Origin of the sequence: Silvimonas amylolytica, from assembly GCF_014645555.1 — a bacterium.
GTDB lineage: Bacteria > Pseudomonadota > Gammaproteobacteria > Burkholderiales > Chitinibacteraceae > Silvimonas > Silvimonas amylolytica.
The window spans coordinates 242,598-257,181 of the sequence record NZ_BMLY01000003.1 but is presented as its reverse complement, the minus strand read 5'-3'; the positions used below and the strand labels follow the sequence as shown (position 1 = coordinate 257,181).

13 protein-coding genes and 5 tRNA genes (1 of these 18 running past the window's edge) are annotated in these 14,584 nt (G+C 58.2%); 12 read left to right on the top strand and 6 right to left on the bottom strand.

What is annotated here, in order from left to right; translation table 11 throughout:
* Window positions 1-73: 73 nt before the first annotated feature.
* Together IEX44_RS11000 and IEX44_RS10995 are read left to right on the top strand one after the other, a co-directional pair.
* The gene (locus IEX44_RS11000) at window positions 74-562 is read left to right on the top strand and encodes a hypothetical protein (protein ID WP_188693216.1); all 489 of its coding nucleotides are present in this window, start codon (window positions 74-76) and stop codon (window positions 560-562) included.
* A gap of 71 nt (window positions 563-633) precedes the next feature.
* Window positions 634-1,365 carry a DUF3025 domain-containing protein gene (locus IEX44_RS10995; RefSeq protein ID WP_188693213.1) on the top strand — a complete coding sequence of 244 codons (732 nt, stop codon included), beginning with the start codon at window positions 634-636 and terminating at the stop codon, window positions 1,363-1,365.
* 3 nt (window positions 1,366-1,368) lie between these two features.
* Here the strand turns inward: IEX44_RS10995 and IEX44_RS10990 are convergent, their stop codons facing one another.
* Window positions 1,369-1,965, bottom strand: a complete 597-nt coding sequence (locus tag IEX44_RS10990) for a TetR/AcrR family transcriptional regulator (RefSeq protein WP_188693210.1) — start codon at window positions 1,963-1,965, stop codon at window positions 1,369-1,371.
* A gap of 129 nt (window positions 1,966-2,094) precedes the next feature.
* Between IEX44_RS10990 and IEX44_RS10985 the strand changes: the two genes are divergently transcribed.
* Both IEX44_RS10985 and IEX44_RS10980 read left to right on the top strand, forming a co-directional pair.
* Window positions 2,095-3,387, top strand: coding sequence for an alkaline phosphatase family protein (locus tag IEX44_RS10985; protein ID WP_229678986.1), 1,293 nt, complete (start codon window positions 2,095-2,097; stop codon window positions 3,385-3,387).
* 118 nt (window positions 3,388-3,505) lie between these two features.
* Entirely contained in the window at window positions 3,506-4,798 is a 1,293-nt protein-coding gene (locus tag IEX44_RS10980) for a cytochrome-c peroxidase (protein WP_188693208.1), read from the top strand.
* A 294-nt stretch (window positions 4,799-5,092) separates the two neighbouring features.
* Here IEX44_RS10980 and IEX44_RS10975 read toward each other — a convergent pair whose 3' ends face one another.
* A complete protein-coding gene (locus tag IEX44_RS10975) occupies window positions 5,093-5,695 on the bottom strand; it encodes a peroxiredoxin (RefSeq protein WP_184103306.1) in 603 nt (200 codons plus the stop codon).
* A gap of 290 nt (window positions 5,696-5,985) precedes the next feature.
* Here IEX44_RS10975 and IEX44_RS10970 point away from each other — a divergent pair, with 290 nt between their 5' ends.
* The 3 genes from IEX44_RS10970 (at window position 5,986) to IEX44_RS10960 (ending at window position 8,830) form a co-directional block, all read left to right on the top strand.
* The gene (locus tag IEX44_RS10970; RefSeq protein WP_188693205.1) at window positions 5,986-6,873 is read left to right on the top strand and encodes a transporter substrate-binding domain-containing protein; all 888 of its coding nucleotides are present in this window, start codon (window positions 5,986-5,988) and stop codon (window positions 6,871-6,873) included.
* Window positions 6,874-7,016: 143 nt separating this feature from the next.
* A complete protein-coding gene (locus tag IEX44_RS10965) occupies window positions 7,017-8,048 on the top strand; it encodes a FecCD family ABC transporter permease (protein WP_188693202.1) in 1,032 nt (343 codons plus the stop codon).
* Window positions 8,045-8,830, top strand: coding sequence for a heme ABC transporter ATP-binding protein (locus IEX44_RS10960; RefSeq protein ID WP_188693199.1), 786 nt, complete (start codon window positions 8,045-8,047; stop codon window positions 8,828-8,830). Before IEX44_RS10965 ends, IEX44_RS10960 begins: the two co-directional genes overlap by 4 nt.
* Here the strand turns inward: IEX44_RS10960 and IEX44_RS10955 are convergent.
* The 4 genes from IEX44_RS10955 to rnr all read right to left on the bottom strand — a co-directional run bounded on the left by IEX44_RS10955 (window position 8,761) and on the right by rnr (window position 13,680).
* Window positions 8,761-9,231 (bottom strand): protein YgfX, encoded by a 471-nt coding sequence (locus IEX44_RS10955; RefSeq protein WP_268238896.1) that lies wholly within the window; start codon window positions 9,229-9,231, stop codon window positions 8,761-8,763. The genes IEX44_RS10960 and IEX44_RS10955 overlap by 70 nt on opposite strands.
* Window positions 9,232-9,247: 16 nt before the next feature.
* Window positions 9,248-9,961 (bottom strand): SIMPL domain-containing protein, encoded by a 714-nt coding sequence (locus IEX44_RS10950; protein WP_188693193.1) that lies wholly within the window; start codon window positions 9,959-9,961, stop codon window positions 9,248-9,250.
* 36 nt (window positions 9,962-9,997) lie between these two features.
* Window positions 9,998-10,357, bottom strand: coding sequence for a hypothetical protein (locus tag IEX44_RS10945; protein ID WP_188693190.1), 360 nt, complete (start codon window positions 10,355-10,357; stop codon window positions 9,998-10,000).
* Window positions 10,358-10,506: 149 nt separating this feature from the next.
* Window positions 10,507-13,680 carry a ribonuclease R gene (gene rnr, locus IEX44_RS10940; RefSeq protein ID WP_188693188.1) on the bottom strand — a complete coding sequence of 1,058 codons (3,174 nt, stop codon included), beginning with the start codon at window positions 13,678-13,680 and terminating at the stop codon, window positions 10,507-10,509.
* 65 nt (window positions 13,681-13,745) lie between these two features.
* Here rnr and IEX44_RS10935 point away from each other — a divergent pair.
* From IEX44_RS10935 to IEX44_RS10915, 5 genes are all read left to right on the top strand, one after another.
* Window positions 13,746-13,832, top strand: a tRNA-Leu gene (locus IEX44_RS10935).
* 220 nt (window positions 13,833-14,052) lie between these two features.
* Window positions 14,053-14,139 (top strand) — tRNA-Leu (locus IEX44_RS10930).
* A 74-nt stretch (window positions 14,140-14,213) separates the two neighbouring features.
* Window positions 14,214-14,300: transfer RNA gene (locus IEX44_RS10925), tRNA-Leu, on the top strand.
* A 75-nt stretch (window positions 14,301-14,375) separates the two neighbouring features.
* A tRNA-Leu gene (locus IEX44_RS10920) sits at window positions 14,376-14,462 on the top strand.
* A 74-nt stretch (window positions 14,463-14,536) separates the two neighbouring features.
* Window positions 14,537-14,584 (top strand) — tRNA-Leu (locus IEX44_RS10915) (it continues 85 nt past the right edge of the window).

Sequence of the window (14,584 nt, the reverse complement as noted above, 5' to 3'; positions counted from 1 at the left end):
GTGACATGGTGCCCTTCCCGCATTTTGGCATTGGGCTAGAATGGTTGCCCTTGCAAAGGATGCCATCTGGATCATGAAAACACGGATCATCACGCTGCTGTTTGTCGCGACTTGTGCCGTCTTGCCCCTTGCGCATGCGGATACGGGTGCACTCACGTTGCGTTTTACCAGCCCGCTGTGGAACGGCGCTAGCGTGCCATCTGGCCAGCAATGCGCCAAACTGGGTGGCTCTGCGGCCACGCCGGGCCTCAATGTGTTTGATGTCCCTGCCGGTACCGCCTTCTTGCAGGTCGCGTTTTCAGAACGTAACGGGCTGGATAACGGTGGCATGGGTCGGTTGCTATATGCCACCGTCAAAGGTGCCGCCAGTGCGCAAATCCCCAGTGTGCCGGCCCAGGGGCCACTGCCCGCCGGGCTCAAATCTTTGGGCGCGCGGGACGGCAGTATTTATAGCGCTCCCTGCGTGAAGGGCAATCACTACTATCTGACCGTAAGAGCCCTGGCCGCAGATGGCAGCAGCACGTTGGCCGAAGGCCGTCTCGACATGGGAAGACTCCCCTGACCCGCGCCACCACTGGCGCGCTGGCACCCTGCTGGCCGCACCCGCAATTCACGCATGCCGCCCTGGCGCCAGTGCAACGTTGGCTCACGGCATTTACGGCATTCCCGGATCACGCAGCCTGGGATGCCCTGCCCGATCGCCCGGCAACCCGGTCCGGCCAGCCAGTGCGTTTTGTACCTTCAGATTCACTCACCGATTACTACGAAACCGAAATCCACCTGCGTGGTCGCGTGGCAACGCGTACCGAAAACTGGCACGACCTGTTCAATGCGTTGATCTGGTTGCGCTTTCCACTGATCAAAGCCGCGCTCAACGCCTTGCACTGTCGGCAAATGGGTCAACCATCCGCCCAAGGGCAACGCGGCCCGGTCAGAGATGCTGCGACCTTGTTCGATGAATGTGGTTTGATTGTGCCGTACAGTGATCCAGCACTGATCGACATGCTGCGTCAGCATGCGTGGCGCGATCTGTTTGTCACGCATAAAGAGCAATGGGGAAACCGGATTGAAGCGGTCTGCTTTGGCCATGCCAATCTGGAAGCACTCCTCGACCCCTTCCCAGGCCTGACCGGCAAATGTTGGCCGGTGGAGGTCACGCCAGACTGGTTCAATTTGCCCGCAGAGGCACGCTGGGCGTGGCTGGATGCGCATCTGGCACAGCGCATTGACGCCGATGAACTGCAAACGCCGCGCCAGTTGCCGCCCTTACCTTATCTTGGCGTGCCAGGCTGGTGGCCGCAGCAAGATGATGCCTTCTACGCGGATACCGGGTATTTCCGCCCGACGCGGCACCGCCAGGTCTGAACCCTAGGCCAGTTCGCCCGGTTTACGGGCGAAATGTTCGCGCAGGCCTTCCGGTAACGGCCATTTGGTCATGACCCATTGCATGGCCGCAGCCAGTTTGGCGCGGTCGAAATCCCCGCTGAAAATATGCAGGCTGGCGCCATGCAGTAAAAGGCGGCAAGCCAGCAGGTCCGGCTCTAGTTCCTGGCCGGGCTCCATGCGGAAAATACGCTCGTCCATCTTGTGCAGGATGGGATTGAGGCGTTCGCCCAGGCGGCTATCGCCCCGCGCTGCCATCCAGAGTTCCAGCAGCGCCAGCGAGTCGGTCTGGGTGTGGCCGCCAGCAAACGCGAACAAACCCAGGTAGATCCGTTCGCGCGGGTTGGTCACCCCGGTGGAGTCGATCTTGGCCACTTCAATGTCAACAATATCGGCCAGCAATACGGGCAAAAGATCCAGCAAACCCTCGGGAAAGTGGTAGCGCAAAGCCCCTCGCGTTACGCCGGCAGCCTCGCACACGCGTGCCTCGCCCAACCGGGCATACCCCTGTTCGATCAATAGTTTGCGTGTCGCATCAAGCAGCAACTGCCGTGTAGCACTGGAACGTGACTGGTTTTGCATTTCGCCATTCTATCCAGGCGTCATGAATTTGCCACTTAACAAAAAATACATACTTGTATGTTTTCATGCATGCGGCAAAAACCATTCCGGATGGGACATTTGCCGCCTCAATAACAATCAGGAAAGACAATGAAAACAACATGGAACAAGTGGCTGGCCGGCTTGCTCGGCTCGGCCATCGTGATGGGAGCCATGGTGGGCTGTAACAGCAGCAGCGACGGTAACGCCACTGTCTCTGCACCAACTGCAACACCAACGCCGACCGCAGCCCCGTCCATCCACAGCATCCGCCACGTTTGGGTGCTGACCCTGGAGAATGAGAACTACACCACGACTTTCTCGGCCACCCCCACATCGAAGTATCTGGCGCAGGACCTGCCAGCCCAGGGCGCACTGCTGCAACAGTATTTCGGCACGGGCCACGTCAGCCTGGATAACTACATTGCGATGATTTCCGGCCAGTCCGGCAACCCGGATACCAACATGGATTGCCAGACGTTCAGCGAGTTCGTGCAGACCGGTACCGATAGCGACGGTCAGGCCATTGGCCGTGGTTGCGTCTACCCGTCGACCGTCAAGACCCTGCCGGACCAACTCAAGGCCGCCGGCCTGACCTGGCACGGCTACATGGAAGACATGGGCTTTGACCCGGCCCGTGAAGCGGCCACATGCGGCCATCCCGTCATCGGCACGCAAGACATGACGCAAAGCCCGGAATCCCCAAGTTCTGCCGTTCCGAACGGTGACCAGTACGCCACCCGCCACAACCCGTTTGCGTATTTCCATTCGATCATCGACTCTGCCGATTGCGGCACCAATGTGACCGAACTGGCGCAACTGGAAAACGATCTGAAGTCGGTCAGCACCACGGCCAACTTCAACTTCATCACGCCTAACCTGTGTAACGACGGTCACGACACCAACTGCGTCACTAATGAGCCTGGCGGCTTGAGCTCGGTCGATACTTTCCTGAGGAAGTGGGTGCCGCTCATTATGGCCTCGCCTGCCTTCCAGCAAGATGGCTTGTTGATCATCAACTTTGACGAAAGCAGCGCAACCAGTTCTGTGCCTGACATGACCGCCAACACGCTGACCATCGTTTACAACGGTGACAGTTGCTGCGGTCAAAAGCCGGGTCCAAACCTTGGCACTTATCCGCAGATCCAGAATTTTGGCGCTGTAACCTACGGTGGCCATACCTGGAGCAACATGGCGCTGCAGTACACCAGCTACGGCGGTGATCGTACCGGCGCCGTAATGCTGTCACCGTTCATCAAGGGCGGCACGGTGAGCACTACGGGTTACAACCACTATTCCATGCTGCGCAGTATTGAGGACATCTTCAATCTGAGCCACTTGGGTTATGCCGGGCAAGATGGTCTGACGCCGTTTGGTTCAGACATCTTCAACAACCTGCACTAACCGTTTGGAAAAACCCGGCAGGTTTGCGCCTGCCGGGTTTTGTCGCTTGTTCAGGCCGGTTTTGCCGGCAACCTCCGCGGCCATGGCTGCGGCTACTTTCCCAGATTGACCCGCAACCATGTATATCCATTCCCGCCGTCTTGTCACAAGTCTGTTTGCCACCGCCGTAATTGGCAGCACCATCCTGTGGGTGCATGCCGCTACACCTGCGACCACGCCTTCCGGGGCGCATCCCCCCGCCAAAGCTCAAACCTGGCCAGGTGCGGCTGACCTGGGCCGCGCGCTGTTTTTCGATCGGGGTTTGTCTGCCTCTGGCCAGATGGCCTGCGCCACCTGCCATGATCCGGCGCACGCCTTTGCACCTGCCAACAATCTGGCAACACAACTGGGTGGCCCGGACATGAAGCACCAGGGCCTGCGGGCGGCGCCATCACTGCGCTACACGCTCAACCGCATGCCGCGCTGGCACGTCGAGCAGCCCTCAGCGCTGCTGGAACGACTGGAAGCTCAAGAACTGCCTCCGACCGGTGGTTTGACGTGGGACGGCCGCTTTGACAAGCTGGAAGACCAGGCCGCCTTTCCGCTGTTGAATGCAGATGAAATGGCCAATGGCTCCGACACCGATTTTGCCAACCGACTGCGCAAGAGCCCGAACGCCGAGGCCTTCCGCCGCGTGTTTGGCGACAAGATTCTGGCCAGCGACAAGGACGCACTGCACTACGCGGGCATCGCGCTGGCGCAATACCAACTGGAAGACCAGGCTTTTCACCCCTATAGCAGCAAGTTCGATGCATGGATGGATGGCAAAGCCCAACTGACTGCACAAGAACTGCGCGGCAAGCAGTTGTTCGATGATCCCAAGAGCGGCAACTGTGCGTCTTGCCATTTTGATGCAAAGGGCGCCAACGGCGCGCACCCGCTGTTTACCGACTACCAGTTCGAAGTACTGGGCGTACCACGCAACAGTGAACTGGCGGCCAACAAGAACCCCCATTTCTTTGATATGGGCTTGTGCGGCCCGCTACGCCAAGACCAGGCCAAAGAAAAAACCTACTGTGGCATGTTCCGTACGCCCACGTTGCGCAACGTGGCGACACGCGGTTCGTTCTTTCACAACGGGCGCTATCGCGATCTGAAAACCGCGCTGCAGTTTTATGTGCAACGCGACACCCATCCGCAACGCTGGTATCCGGTGAAAAACGGCAAGGTGGTGAAGTTTGATGATCTACCCGCTGATCTGCGCGGCAATGTCGACACCAATGACGAACCATTGACCCGCAAGCGTGGCGGTAAACCCGCCTGGAATGATCAGCAGATTAACGACGTCATCGCGTTTTTGAAGACGCTGAACGACAGCGATACCACCACCGTCATCGAAGCGGCCAACGGCAAACCACGGCACGGCGGCTGAGGCCGATCTCTCCCGCCTGACAGAATGCCGGGCAGGATCACGACATGGGCTCTATGCTCACAAATGCAACTGTCGTATCCGGTTCAGGTGATTCGGGGCGGGTTTGCCGGGGGGCGATCCGCATTCACGCAGGTCTTTGACCGCGTTCCGGTTGGCAAGGATGGTATTTGCGCCAACTGGGTCACGAAGGGGATTACGCCATGGCAGCACTCTGGAAAATAAAAAGGCGCCGCAATGCGGCGCCGTGGACGACGGCAGCAAAGCCGCCGTCGCATGTTGTAACCGGACCTGTGGTTACAGCGAAGCAGCGTGAGAAGCCAGATAATCGGCCACGCCCTTCGGGTCAGCCTTCATACCTGCCTGGCCCTTGTTCCAGCCAGCCGGGCAAACTTCGCCGTGTTCTTCAGTGAATTGCAGCGCATCAACCAGACGGATGTACTCGTCCACGTTACGGCCCAGCGGCAGGTCGTTCACATACTGGTGACGCACAACGCCTTCGCGGTCGATCAGGAATGTGCCACGGAAAGCCACGCCATCAGCGGACTCAACGTCGTAGGCCTTGGCGATTTCGTGCTTGGTGTCGGCCACCAGGGTGTAACCAACCGGGCCAATACCGCCCTTGTCCACCGGGGTGTTACGCCATGCGTTGTGGGTGAACTGGCTGTCGATGGACACACCGATCACTTCCACATTGCGGGACTTGAATTCGTTCAGGCGGTGGTCGAACGCGATCAGTTCGGACGGGCAGACGAAGGTGAAGTCCAGCGGGTAGAAGAACACCAGGGTGTACTTGCCCTTGGTCGCTTCTTTCAGGTTGTAGCTATCGACGATTTCGCCTGTGCCCAGCACTGCGGCTGCGGTAAAGTCGGGTGCTGCCTTGCCAACGAGAACGGCCATGAGAATCTCCTTTAAATGGTCTGTTGCGTGAACCCGCTGACGATAGTTGCCAGGGCAACAGGCTGTCAAATCGGGAAAGTTCATGTAGCTGATAGATACTGCCTATCAGTCAGCCTCAATCAAACAAAGTACGTGGGCATTTTCTGACTGTTTGATTCGCGCCAGGTTAACGCGCGATTGTTGTCGTTTTCTTACGGGCTTGCCATGATAAGCGCTTGCGATTGCAACGATCGCGATCACTGAGCCAGCCTGCCATGACGGGCGGCCATCACAGAGAGGAGCCTGCCCGCATGTCTTTCATATCCAGCCGCCGCCGTTTTGTGTTTGCCGCCTTTGCGGCTCTGACGCTGGGTTCCAGCTTTGCACAGGCTGTAGAGCCCATCACTATTCTGACGCAGCAAGATGTCTACAACGATTATCAGCGTTTTATCGGCAAACGCAATCCGCTCACGCTGACGCACTTCAGTGGCGAGGGCTCGCGCCGCGATGTGGTCGAGCTAGTGCTGGTCCAGCAGGCGCTGTCCCAAGGTGGTCTGACCCGGCCCGTGAAACTGGTCAAAGTGGACAACAACAGCGACTCCTACACGCGGTATCTGAAGGAAATTCTCTCCGGTAATGCCACGATGGGCGGCAACAGTGCCTGGCAAGTCGATCTGAAAACCATCGATGACAAGGTCTATATCAGCTCACCGCTGATCCGCTCCGGTGAATTTGAAGCCGGCTTGTATACCTCTCCCGACAACAAAAAGGCCTTGGCGGCCCGTAGCATTGAAGACGTCCGCAGTTTGACTGCCGTCGTCGCAGATAGCTGGAAGCCGGACGTCGCCACGCTGGAAAGCCTCAAGCTGAAACAGCTTTTGCAAACGCAAAGCTGGGATTCCATGGTCGGCATGGTCGAGAAAGGCCGTGCCGATGTGCTACTGGCGCCGTTCCAGCCTACACCGGATATGTCGCTGAAACTGGGTGATTACACGCTGGTACCGATCCCGGACGTGAAAGTTGGCCTGGCTGGCAGCCGCCATCTTTTCGTCAGCCGCCTGGCGCCGCACGGGGCAGAAACGTATGACGCACTGGAAAAAGGACTCGCCAGATTGCGCGCCAAAGGCGTGATCGAACAGGCGTATCGGGAGTCCGGTTTTTTTAATACCCGCACGCAGGACTGGAAGAAAATCAACTAGGATCATCAGTTGATCTGTTGTTGCGACCAGCTCCAGGATCCGGCATATGGCCGGATCTTTTATATCTGGCGCCGCTTTCAACCATACTGGCAGGATAGGCACCACCCTATCAATCCGCCCGGCACCGCTGATTTGCGTTTACCATGCGCAGCGTGAAGAACCTCGACCTCATCGCCCCCCTCCGCCGGCCCGCCATCACGGCCACCTGCACAGCGCTGGCCATTGTACTGGCGCTGCTGATGCTGATCGCCAGCAGCAGCGGCACCGTCGCCATCCCTTGGTCCGCTCTGCCCCGCGCCCTGTTCTCTGCGCCTGTCACCTCTGACGAACAACTCTGGCAAAGCATCTTGCGCGATGTTCGTCTGCCACGGGTGATCTTTGCCGCCCTTTGTGGCGGCGGCCTGGCCGTGGCCGGGGCGACGATGCAGGCACTGTTTCGTAATCCGCTGGCAGAGCCTGGATTGGTCGGCATTTCGGCCGGTGGCGCGCTAGGCGCGGTGAGCGCCATTGTTTTCGGTGCCAGCAGCTTTGGGTTGATTGCCATCGCCGCATTCGCCGGTAGTTTGTTTGCCTTGTTTGCGGCCTGGCAGATTGGTCGACGCAGCCGGGCCGTGGCCGGTCTGTTACTGGCGGGCGTAGCGATCAATGCCATTTGCGGTAGCTTGACCGCACTGTGTACCTGGCAGGCCACAGACGCCCAACTGCGTTCGCTGACGTTCTGGAATCTGGGCAGCCTGGCCGGTAGTAACTGGTTGCTGCTGGCCTTGCTGGGGCCATGGACGCTGATCGTCTCGGCACTCTTGCTACGTGAATGGCGAGGCATGAATGCGCTCTTGCTGGGGGAGCGTGAGGCTGGCCACCTTGGCTTTGCCATCCGGCCATTGCAGCGGCGGCTGATCGTGCTGGTGGCACTCCTGGTCGGCCCACTGGTTGCAGCCTGCGGCACTATCGCCTTTATCGGTCTGGTCGTGCCGCATATAGTACGGCTCACGCTGGGCGCGCGGCATCAGTTGTTGCTGCCCGCATCGCTGTTGAGTGGTGCCATTGCGCTGGTCCTGGCAGACTGGGCTGCCCGCATGCTGGCCATTCCTTCAGAAATTCCGGTTGGCATCGTCACCAGCCTGGCCGGGGGGCCGTTTTTTCTGTGGCTGCTGGCACGCTGGAGCAAAGCATGATCCGCATTGAACAATTGCGTTGCCAACGCGAAGGTCGCACGGTCATCGACGCTGTGTCATTGCATGTTGCGGCGGGAGAAGTCGTTGGCGTTCTGGGTGCCAATGGTGCCGGGAAATCATCTTTGCTCGCGGCCGTGGCCGGGGATCTGCCGCTCAATGGTGGCACCATCACACTGGCTGGGCAGCCCATTACCCGGTTACGTCAACGCCAGTTAGCCCGGCAACGCACCCTGCTACCCCAGACTTCCGCACTGGAATTTGACTTGCCAGTGCCAGAAGTCGTTGCAATGGGTGCCTACCCGTTTGATGAGCTGACAGCCATGCAGATCGAGCAGTTGGTCAGTACCACACTGACCCGCGCAGATGCCAGTGAACTGGCAACACGGCATTACGCGGGTTTATCGGGCGGTGAACAGCAACGCGTGCAGTTTGCTCGCGTGCTCCTGCAAACGCTGGCGGCCTGCCAGGTTAACGGCAATGCGGTGCTGTTGCTGGATGAACCCACCGGTAGCCTCGACCCACGCCACCAGCATGGCTTATTGGCAAGCGTACGTGCATTAGCTCAAGAACAAGGCATTGCTGTGCTCGTGGTGCTGCATGATGTGAATCTCGCAGCGCGATGGTGTGATCGCCTGTTGTTGCTCAAAGCGGGTCGGGAAGTGGCACAAGGCGCACCACAAGCTGTCTTGCAAGCAGAGACGCTGTGCGCGGTTTACGACATGCCCGCCCGTGTACTGGTTGATCCGGATGAACCGGGGCGCTTGCTGGTCTTGTTCGGCTGACCCGCACCCCAACGTAGCGCAGCGCATAACTGGCGAAAGTCGTCCACCGCCATGCAGTCAGGCCAGAGCGCTAATGCTCGCCAACGGCGCTGCCTGCCCACATGCATATGCAATACGATCAAATGCGCACACACCAGGCTGGTTGGCAACACAACGGCTGACTCAATACCATCCCGCCCCCACTGCACGCGCAAACCATCAGGGCCCAGTAACAAAACCCCCTGTTGCTGTGGATGACGCAGTGCACGGATGGTCACAGCCAGATAAACCAGTACGATTGCCATGGCCGGGATAAACCACGGCCAGGGCAATGCAGCGGCACAGACCAGTGCCAGCAATCCCGTAAACGCAAGCAGGCAGTGCGCCATGCGCCCTGCCTGCCAGGTGACGTGTAAAGTCAAAACGAAGTGCCCGCGCTTACTGAACCTGGATACTGCCGGACACCGTCACCGACACCTTGCTCTCACCACCTTCAATAGAGGTCGGCGCTGGGGCGGCATCCGCCGACATGGCGGCCTTCACCAACATCGGGCGCGGCATTGGTGGTTCAAATGCTTGCGTATTGACACTCATGTTGACGGTGCGCCAGCCGGTGCCTTCCATACTGCGCTGTATTAACTCCGCGCGCTGGCGAAAAGCCTTCACGCTTTCCTGAATCAGACCATCCTCGGCCGCCTTGCGGGATTCGTCCGATACACCATAGCGGATACCTGCCAGTTGCATCGATTGCCCGTTGGATAGCGGCTGCTGTAGTTGGGTCAGCAAACGGGAGAATGCGGCAAAGTCACGGCTACTCAGACGCAACTCACCGCGGCCACGCCAGCCATCCTGATGATTGGTCTTGTTGTTGTATACGGGATAAGTGGTGTACCCCGTACCGGCTGATTGCACCGTAGTGAATTGCCGGCTGAGGCGGATGGCGGCCGCCAGGGTCTGGTTGACCTTGTCGGCCAGTTGGGCGGGATCGGTATTACTGATTTCAACATACAGCGTGGCAGTAGCCAGATCGTTGCTGACTTCTTTGCTGGAACTGGCTTCGAGCGATACCACGTTGTAGTTAAGTGGCTCGGCATGAGCCAGAACAGACACAAACAACCCTGCCGCGGCAGCGGCAAGTGCGGATCGGCGCATGTAATTCTCCTTGTGCGCCGATCATGCCGGCGCTTTTCAGTGATAGTTATGGTCTGAAGGCGTGTTGTGAATGTCCTCGGAGACACTATCCATCACACCCATGTGGATCTCGACCTCAAACCATTCCCAGAACAGTTTGAGTGTGCGGTTCTGCGGCCACAGGGCTTCGTCTTCAACCCACGATGCAAGTTCCATTTCAAACAAGCGTTCCGCAAGGTCATCAATGTAAGAGATGCCATCTTCTGGCTCGGTGACTTCGGGAATCATGATCACCGTGCAATCGCTGCGCACGTCAGCCAGCGACAATACGATATCGTTGCCTGGCAAGGCATTGAGCCAATCCAGGAAAGCTTGCGTTGGGCGAATCAGTGCGGCCGAACGGTCGACAATAAACATAAAACCAGTACTCCTTGATAGTGCGGTTGGCCATGAAACATCTGTCAGCATCCGCTGACAAAATGTGGCCTGGCTCACAGGTGCGGCAAGGGTAACACGCAGAGCCCCTGAATACGTGACCGACACGTTCAGAACCCTGCGTGATCCATTTAGCCTTGTTGATCGGGCTTCTTGCGGCGACTGCGCGCTGCTGGCCTGGCGGCCGGGCTGGCTGCTGTCGGCGCTGGAGCAGGTGCAGCAGCGACCTTCGGCTGGAGCAGCGCTGCCGTCTGTGCAGGTTTGCGCCGCGAAACGGGTTTAGGTGCAACAGAACCAGGCTCTGCCGCCGGCGCCCCGACAGTTTTTGCATCAGGCGCGCTGGTCAAGGCAGAAGGCGATGGTCCACCGCGTTTACGCGCAGCAGGTGCTGGCGGAGTAGCTTGAGCCGTCGGCTTTGCCGTTACCGGCTTTTGCGCAACGGGTTTGGTCGCTACCGGTTTAGTACCACCGGGTTTTGGCGCGCCAGGTTTTACTGCTGGCGCTGGCGCTTGCGCTTTGGCCGCTGCAGGCGTTGGCACGATCGGCTTGGCTTTGGCTGGTTTTGCTGCACGCGCATTTCCCGCCCCAACCTCACCAGCCGGAGCCGGCGTCGCCTTGGGCGAGGCTGGCTTGTTACCGGCTACTTTGGATGCTGTTGCCGTCGCCGCAGGGGTTGGTGTGGGCGCAACGGGTTTGGCCGACGCGGGTCTTGCCGGTTTTTTGCCATTGCGTTTGCCTGGTACGGGCGCAGCAACGGGCGCTAATGCAGCCTGTGCAGCGGCAGGCACCGGCGCCGGCGCAACACCCTTGCCTTGTGCCGGACGCCGCGTACGGGACGCTTTTCTGGCTTGGGCTGCAGCAGCGGTGGCCAATTGGGTACTGGCATTGGCTGACGCTGCCGCGTTGGGAGCAGGTGCGGGCGCAGCAGCGGGTGCCGGCGCACCACCGCGCGCCTTGCGTGCAACGGCCTTGGCACGGCGACGCTGACTGCGTGTCTTCTGCGTGCCGCGTTCAACATCGCCAGTTGGCGTCCCGGACTGATTCGCAGCCGCAGCAACCTGATCGGCAACTTTGGCCTTTTCTTCTGGCACCAGCACAAAGTCGATCTTGCTGGTGTCCAGATCAACGCGCGCCACCTTTACTTTCAGGCGATCAGTCAGTTTGTAGATCTTGCCGCTACGTTCACCCTTCAACTCATGGCGACGATCATCGTAATGGAAGTAATCGTTGCCCAGTTCGGACACGTGCACCAGGCCCTCGACGTACAGGTTATCCAGCAATACAAACATGCCAAAGCCGGTGACGGCAGAGATGCTGCCTTCAAACACTTCGCCCACTTTGTCTTGCATGAAGTAGCACTTGAGGAAGTTCATGACGTCGCGGCTGGCTTCATCCGCACGGCGTTCAGTCATGGAGCACTGGATCCCCAGCGCCTCCCACTTCTGCGCCGGTTTGTATTTCTTGCCGGCCAATACCGCCTTGATGGAACGATGCACCAGCAAATCCGGGTAACGGCGGATCGGCGAGGTAAAGTGCGTGTAGGCCTCATATCCCAGACCGAAGTGCCCCTTGTTATCGGGGCTGTAGACGGCCTGCTGCAGGCTACGCAGTAGCATGGTTTGCAGCAGTGGCGCATCCGGCCGGGACTTGATCTGCTCGAGCAGCGTGGCGTAATCGCCTGCCTTCGGTTCTTCGCCCCCACCCAAAGACAGCGCGCAAGAACGCAGGTATTCGCGCAGTTTTTCCAGCTTTTCCGGGTTCGGGCCTTCGTGCACGCGGTAAAGGCAAGTCTGCTTGTTCGTGATCAAGAAATCCGCGGCGCACACATTGGCCGCCAGCATGCATTCTTCAATCAGTTTATGGGCAGGGTTACGTACCACCGGGACGATCTGGCTGATCTTGCCATGTTCATCAAAACGCACCTCGGTTTCGGTGGTCTCGAAATCAATGGCACCACGTTCCACGCGGGCCGCAGCAAATGCCTGATAGAGGGCGTAGAGGTCCTGCACATGCGGCAAGACTTTTTTGTATTGTTTGGCGAGCTTGCCTTTGGGTTCTTCCAGCATGTCCCAGACCTTGGTGTAGGTCAGGCGTGCCTTGGAGTGCATCACGGCAGGATAAAACTTGTATTTCTTGATGTTGCCCGTTGCGCTGACCTGCATGTCGCAGACCATACAAAGCCGGTCCACATCCGGATTCAACGAACATAAACCGTTGGAGAGCTCTTCGGGCAGCATCGGAATAACACGACGCGGAAAATACACCGAGTTGCCGCGCTCGATCGATGTCACATCCAGCGCATCACCGGGCTGAACATAATGGCTCACATCCGCGATCGCCACGACTAGACGCCAGCCCTTGCCTTTTTTCTCGGCATAGACAGCGTCATCAAAGTCTCTGGCGGTTTCGCCATCAATGGTGACCAGAGGAAGATCACGCAGATCGACACGCTTGACGCCCATGACCGACTTAAGGTCTTTCTTGCCCACGGTTTTGGGCGTGGCTTCAGCCTGGGCTTTGGCTTCGGCAGAGAACTCATATGGCAGATTGTGCTTGCGCAGCGCAATCTCGATTTCCATTCCGGGGTCATCGTAATTACCCAGGATTTCCATCACGCGCCCCAGAGGCTGCACATTGCGATCCGGCTGCTGGGTGATTTCAACCATCACCACCTGACCAGGTTTGGCTTTCCCCTTCTCTTTGGGCGGAATGAAGATGTCTTTGGCAATGCGTTTGTCTTCGGCGACAACACGGTAGACACCGTGCTCTGCGACAAAGCGGCCAACCAGACGCGTGGTCAGGCGCTCCAGCACTTCCACGATCCGGCCTTCGCGACGGCCCCGGCGGTCAAAGCCTGCCTGACGCACCAGCACACGATCGCCATGCATGACTTTATCCAGTTCACGCGATGACAAATACAAATCATCGGAGCCATCATCGGGCACCAGAAACCCGAATCCCTCCGGATGGCCTTGCACGCGGCCGGGAATCAGGTCGATCTTTTCAGCAATACACAGCGCCCCTTTGCGGTTGACCATCAGCTGGCCATCACGCGCCATGGCGCCAAGGCGGCGCTCAAAGAAGCTACGTTCTTCTTCAGTAATAGATAAGAGCCGCGCCAGGTCTTCGGCATACAACGGTGCGCCGGCTTCTTCAAGCACTTGTAAAACGTATTCGCGGGAGGGGAGCGGGTTTTCGTAGCGTTCCCGCTCGCGTTCGAGATGAGGGTCTTGCAGACGCAGCGACGTGACCTTGCGGTCGGCCTTTGCAGATTTTGTTGTGGTAGCACTCTTTTTTATTGACATTGTTTTATTGTTTCCTGATAATCGCGCTTCTTCGTGATGCACGCATTCTAACAGCGTAGCACATGGCCCAGGTGGCGGAATTGGTAGACGCACTAGGTTCAGGTCCTAGCGCTCGCAAGGGCGTGGAAGTTCGAGTCTTCTCCTGGGCACCAAAATCTTGAAAACCCGATCAGCAATGATCGGGTTTTTCTTTTTCTGCTCCGCTTTTGCATCCAGCCCTGAATCAACCGGTTCATAACAATCACACGCAGAAAATCACAACATTCTCCGCCGATTCAAATACCTATGTATTTTCTTGGGCAATAATGTTGACACAATCTGGCTTAGCCGACATAATCGCTCTCCTTCGCTGCTGCAACACAGAGCAACGAAGCCCAGGTGGCGGAATTGGTAGACGCACTAGGTTCAGGTCCTAGCGCTCGCAAGGGCGTGGAAGTTCGAGTCTTCTCCTGGGCACCAAAATTCATCAGAAAACCCGATCAAATGGTCGGGTTTTTTGTTTCAGCAGTACCCGTCATACATAGATAGATAGTGCCCAGGTGGCGGAATTGGTAGACGCACCAGGTTCAGGTCCTGGCGCTCGCAAAGGCGTGGAAGTTCGAGTCTTCTCTTGGGCACCAAAATTCATCAGAAAACCCGATCAAATGGTCGGGTTTTTTTGTTTCAGCAGTACCCGCCATACATAGATAGTTCGTGCCCAGGTGGCGGAATTGGTAGACGCACCAGGTTCAGGTCCTGGCGCTCGCAAAGGCGTGGAAGTTCGAGTCTTCTCTTGGGCACCAAAATTCATCAGAAAACCCGATCAAATGGTCGGGTTTTTTGTTTCAGCAGCACCCGTCATACATAGATCGTTCGTGCCCAGGTGGCGGAATGGGTAGACGCACCAGGTTCAGGTTCTGGCGCG

Coding starts and splice junctions, on each gene's coding strand:
- IEX44_RS11000 (WP_188693216.1), top strand. CDS start 74: ATGAAAACACGGATCATCACGCTGCTGTTTGTCGCGACTTGTGCCGTC.
- IEX44_RS10990 (WP_188693210.1), bottom strand. CDS start 1,965: ATGCAAAACCAGTCACGTTCCAGTGCTACACGGCAGTTGCTGCTTGAT.
- IEX44_RS10985 (WP_229678986.1), top strand. CDS start 2,095: ATGAAAACAACATGGAACAAGTGGCTGGCCGGCTTGCTCGGCTCGGCC.
- IEX44_RS10980 (WP_188693208.1), top strand. CDS start 3,506: ATGTATATCCATTCCCGCCGTCTTGTCACAAGTCTGTTTGCCACCGCC.
- IEX44_RS10975 (WP_184103306.1), bottom strand. CDS start 5,695: ATGGCCGTTCTCGTTGGCAAGGCAGCACCCGACTTTACCGCAGCCGCA.
- IEX44_RS10970 (WP_188693205.1), top strand. CDS start 5,986: ATGTCTTTCATATCCAGCCGCCGCCGTTTTGTGTTTGCCGCCTTTGCG.
- IEX44_RS10965 (WP_188693202.1), top strand. CDS start 7,017: ATGCGCAGCGTGAAGAACCTCGACCTCATCGCCCCCCTCCGCCGGCCC.
- IEX44_RS10960 (WP_188693199.1), top strand. CDS start 8,045: ATGATCCGCATTGAACAATTGCGTTGCCAACGCGAAGGTCGCACGGTC.
- IEX44_RS10950 (WP_188693193.1), bottom strand. CDS start 9,961: ATGCGCCGATCCGCACTTGCCGCTGCCGCGGCAGGGTTGTTTGTGTCT.
- IEX44_RS10945 (WP_188693190.1), bottom strand. CDS start 10,357: ATGTTTATTGTCGACCGTTCGGCCGCACTGATTCGCCCAACGCAAGCT.
- rnr (WP_188693188.1), bottom strand. CDS start 13,680: ATGTCAATAAAAAAGAGTGCTACCACAACAAAATCTGCAAAGGCCGAC.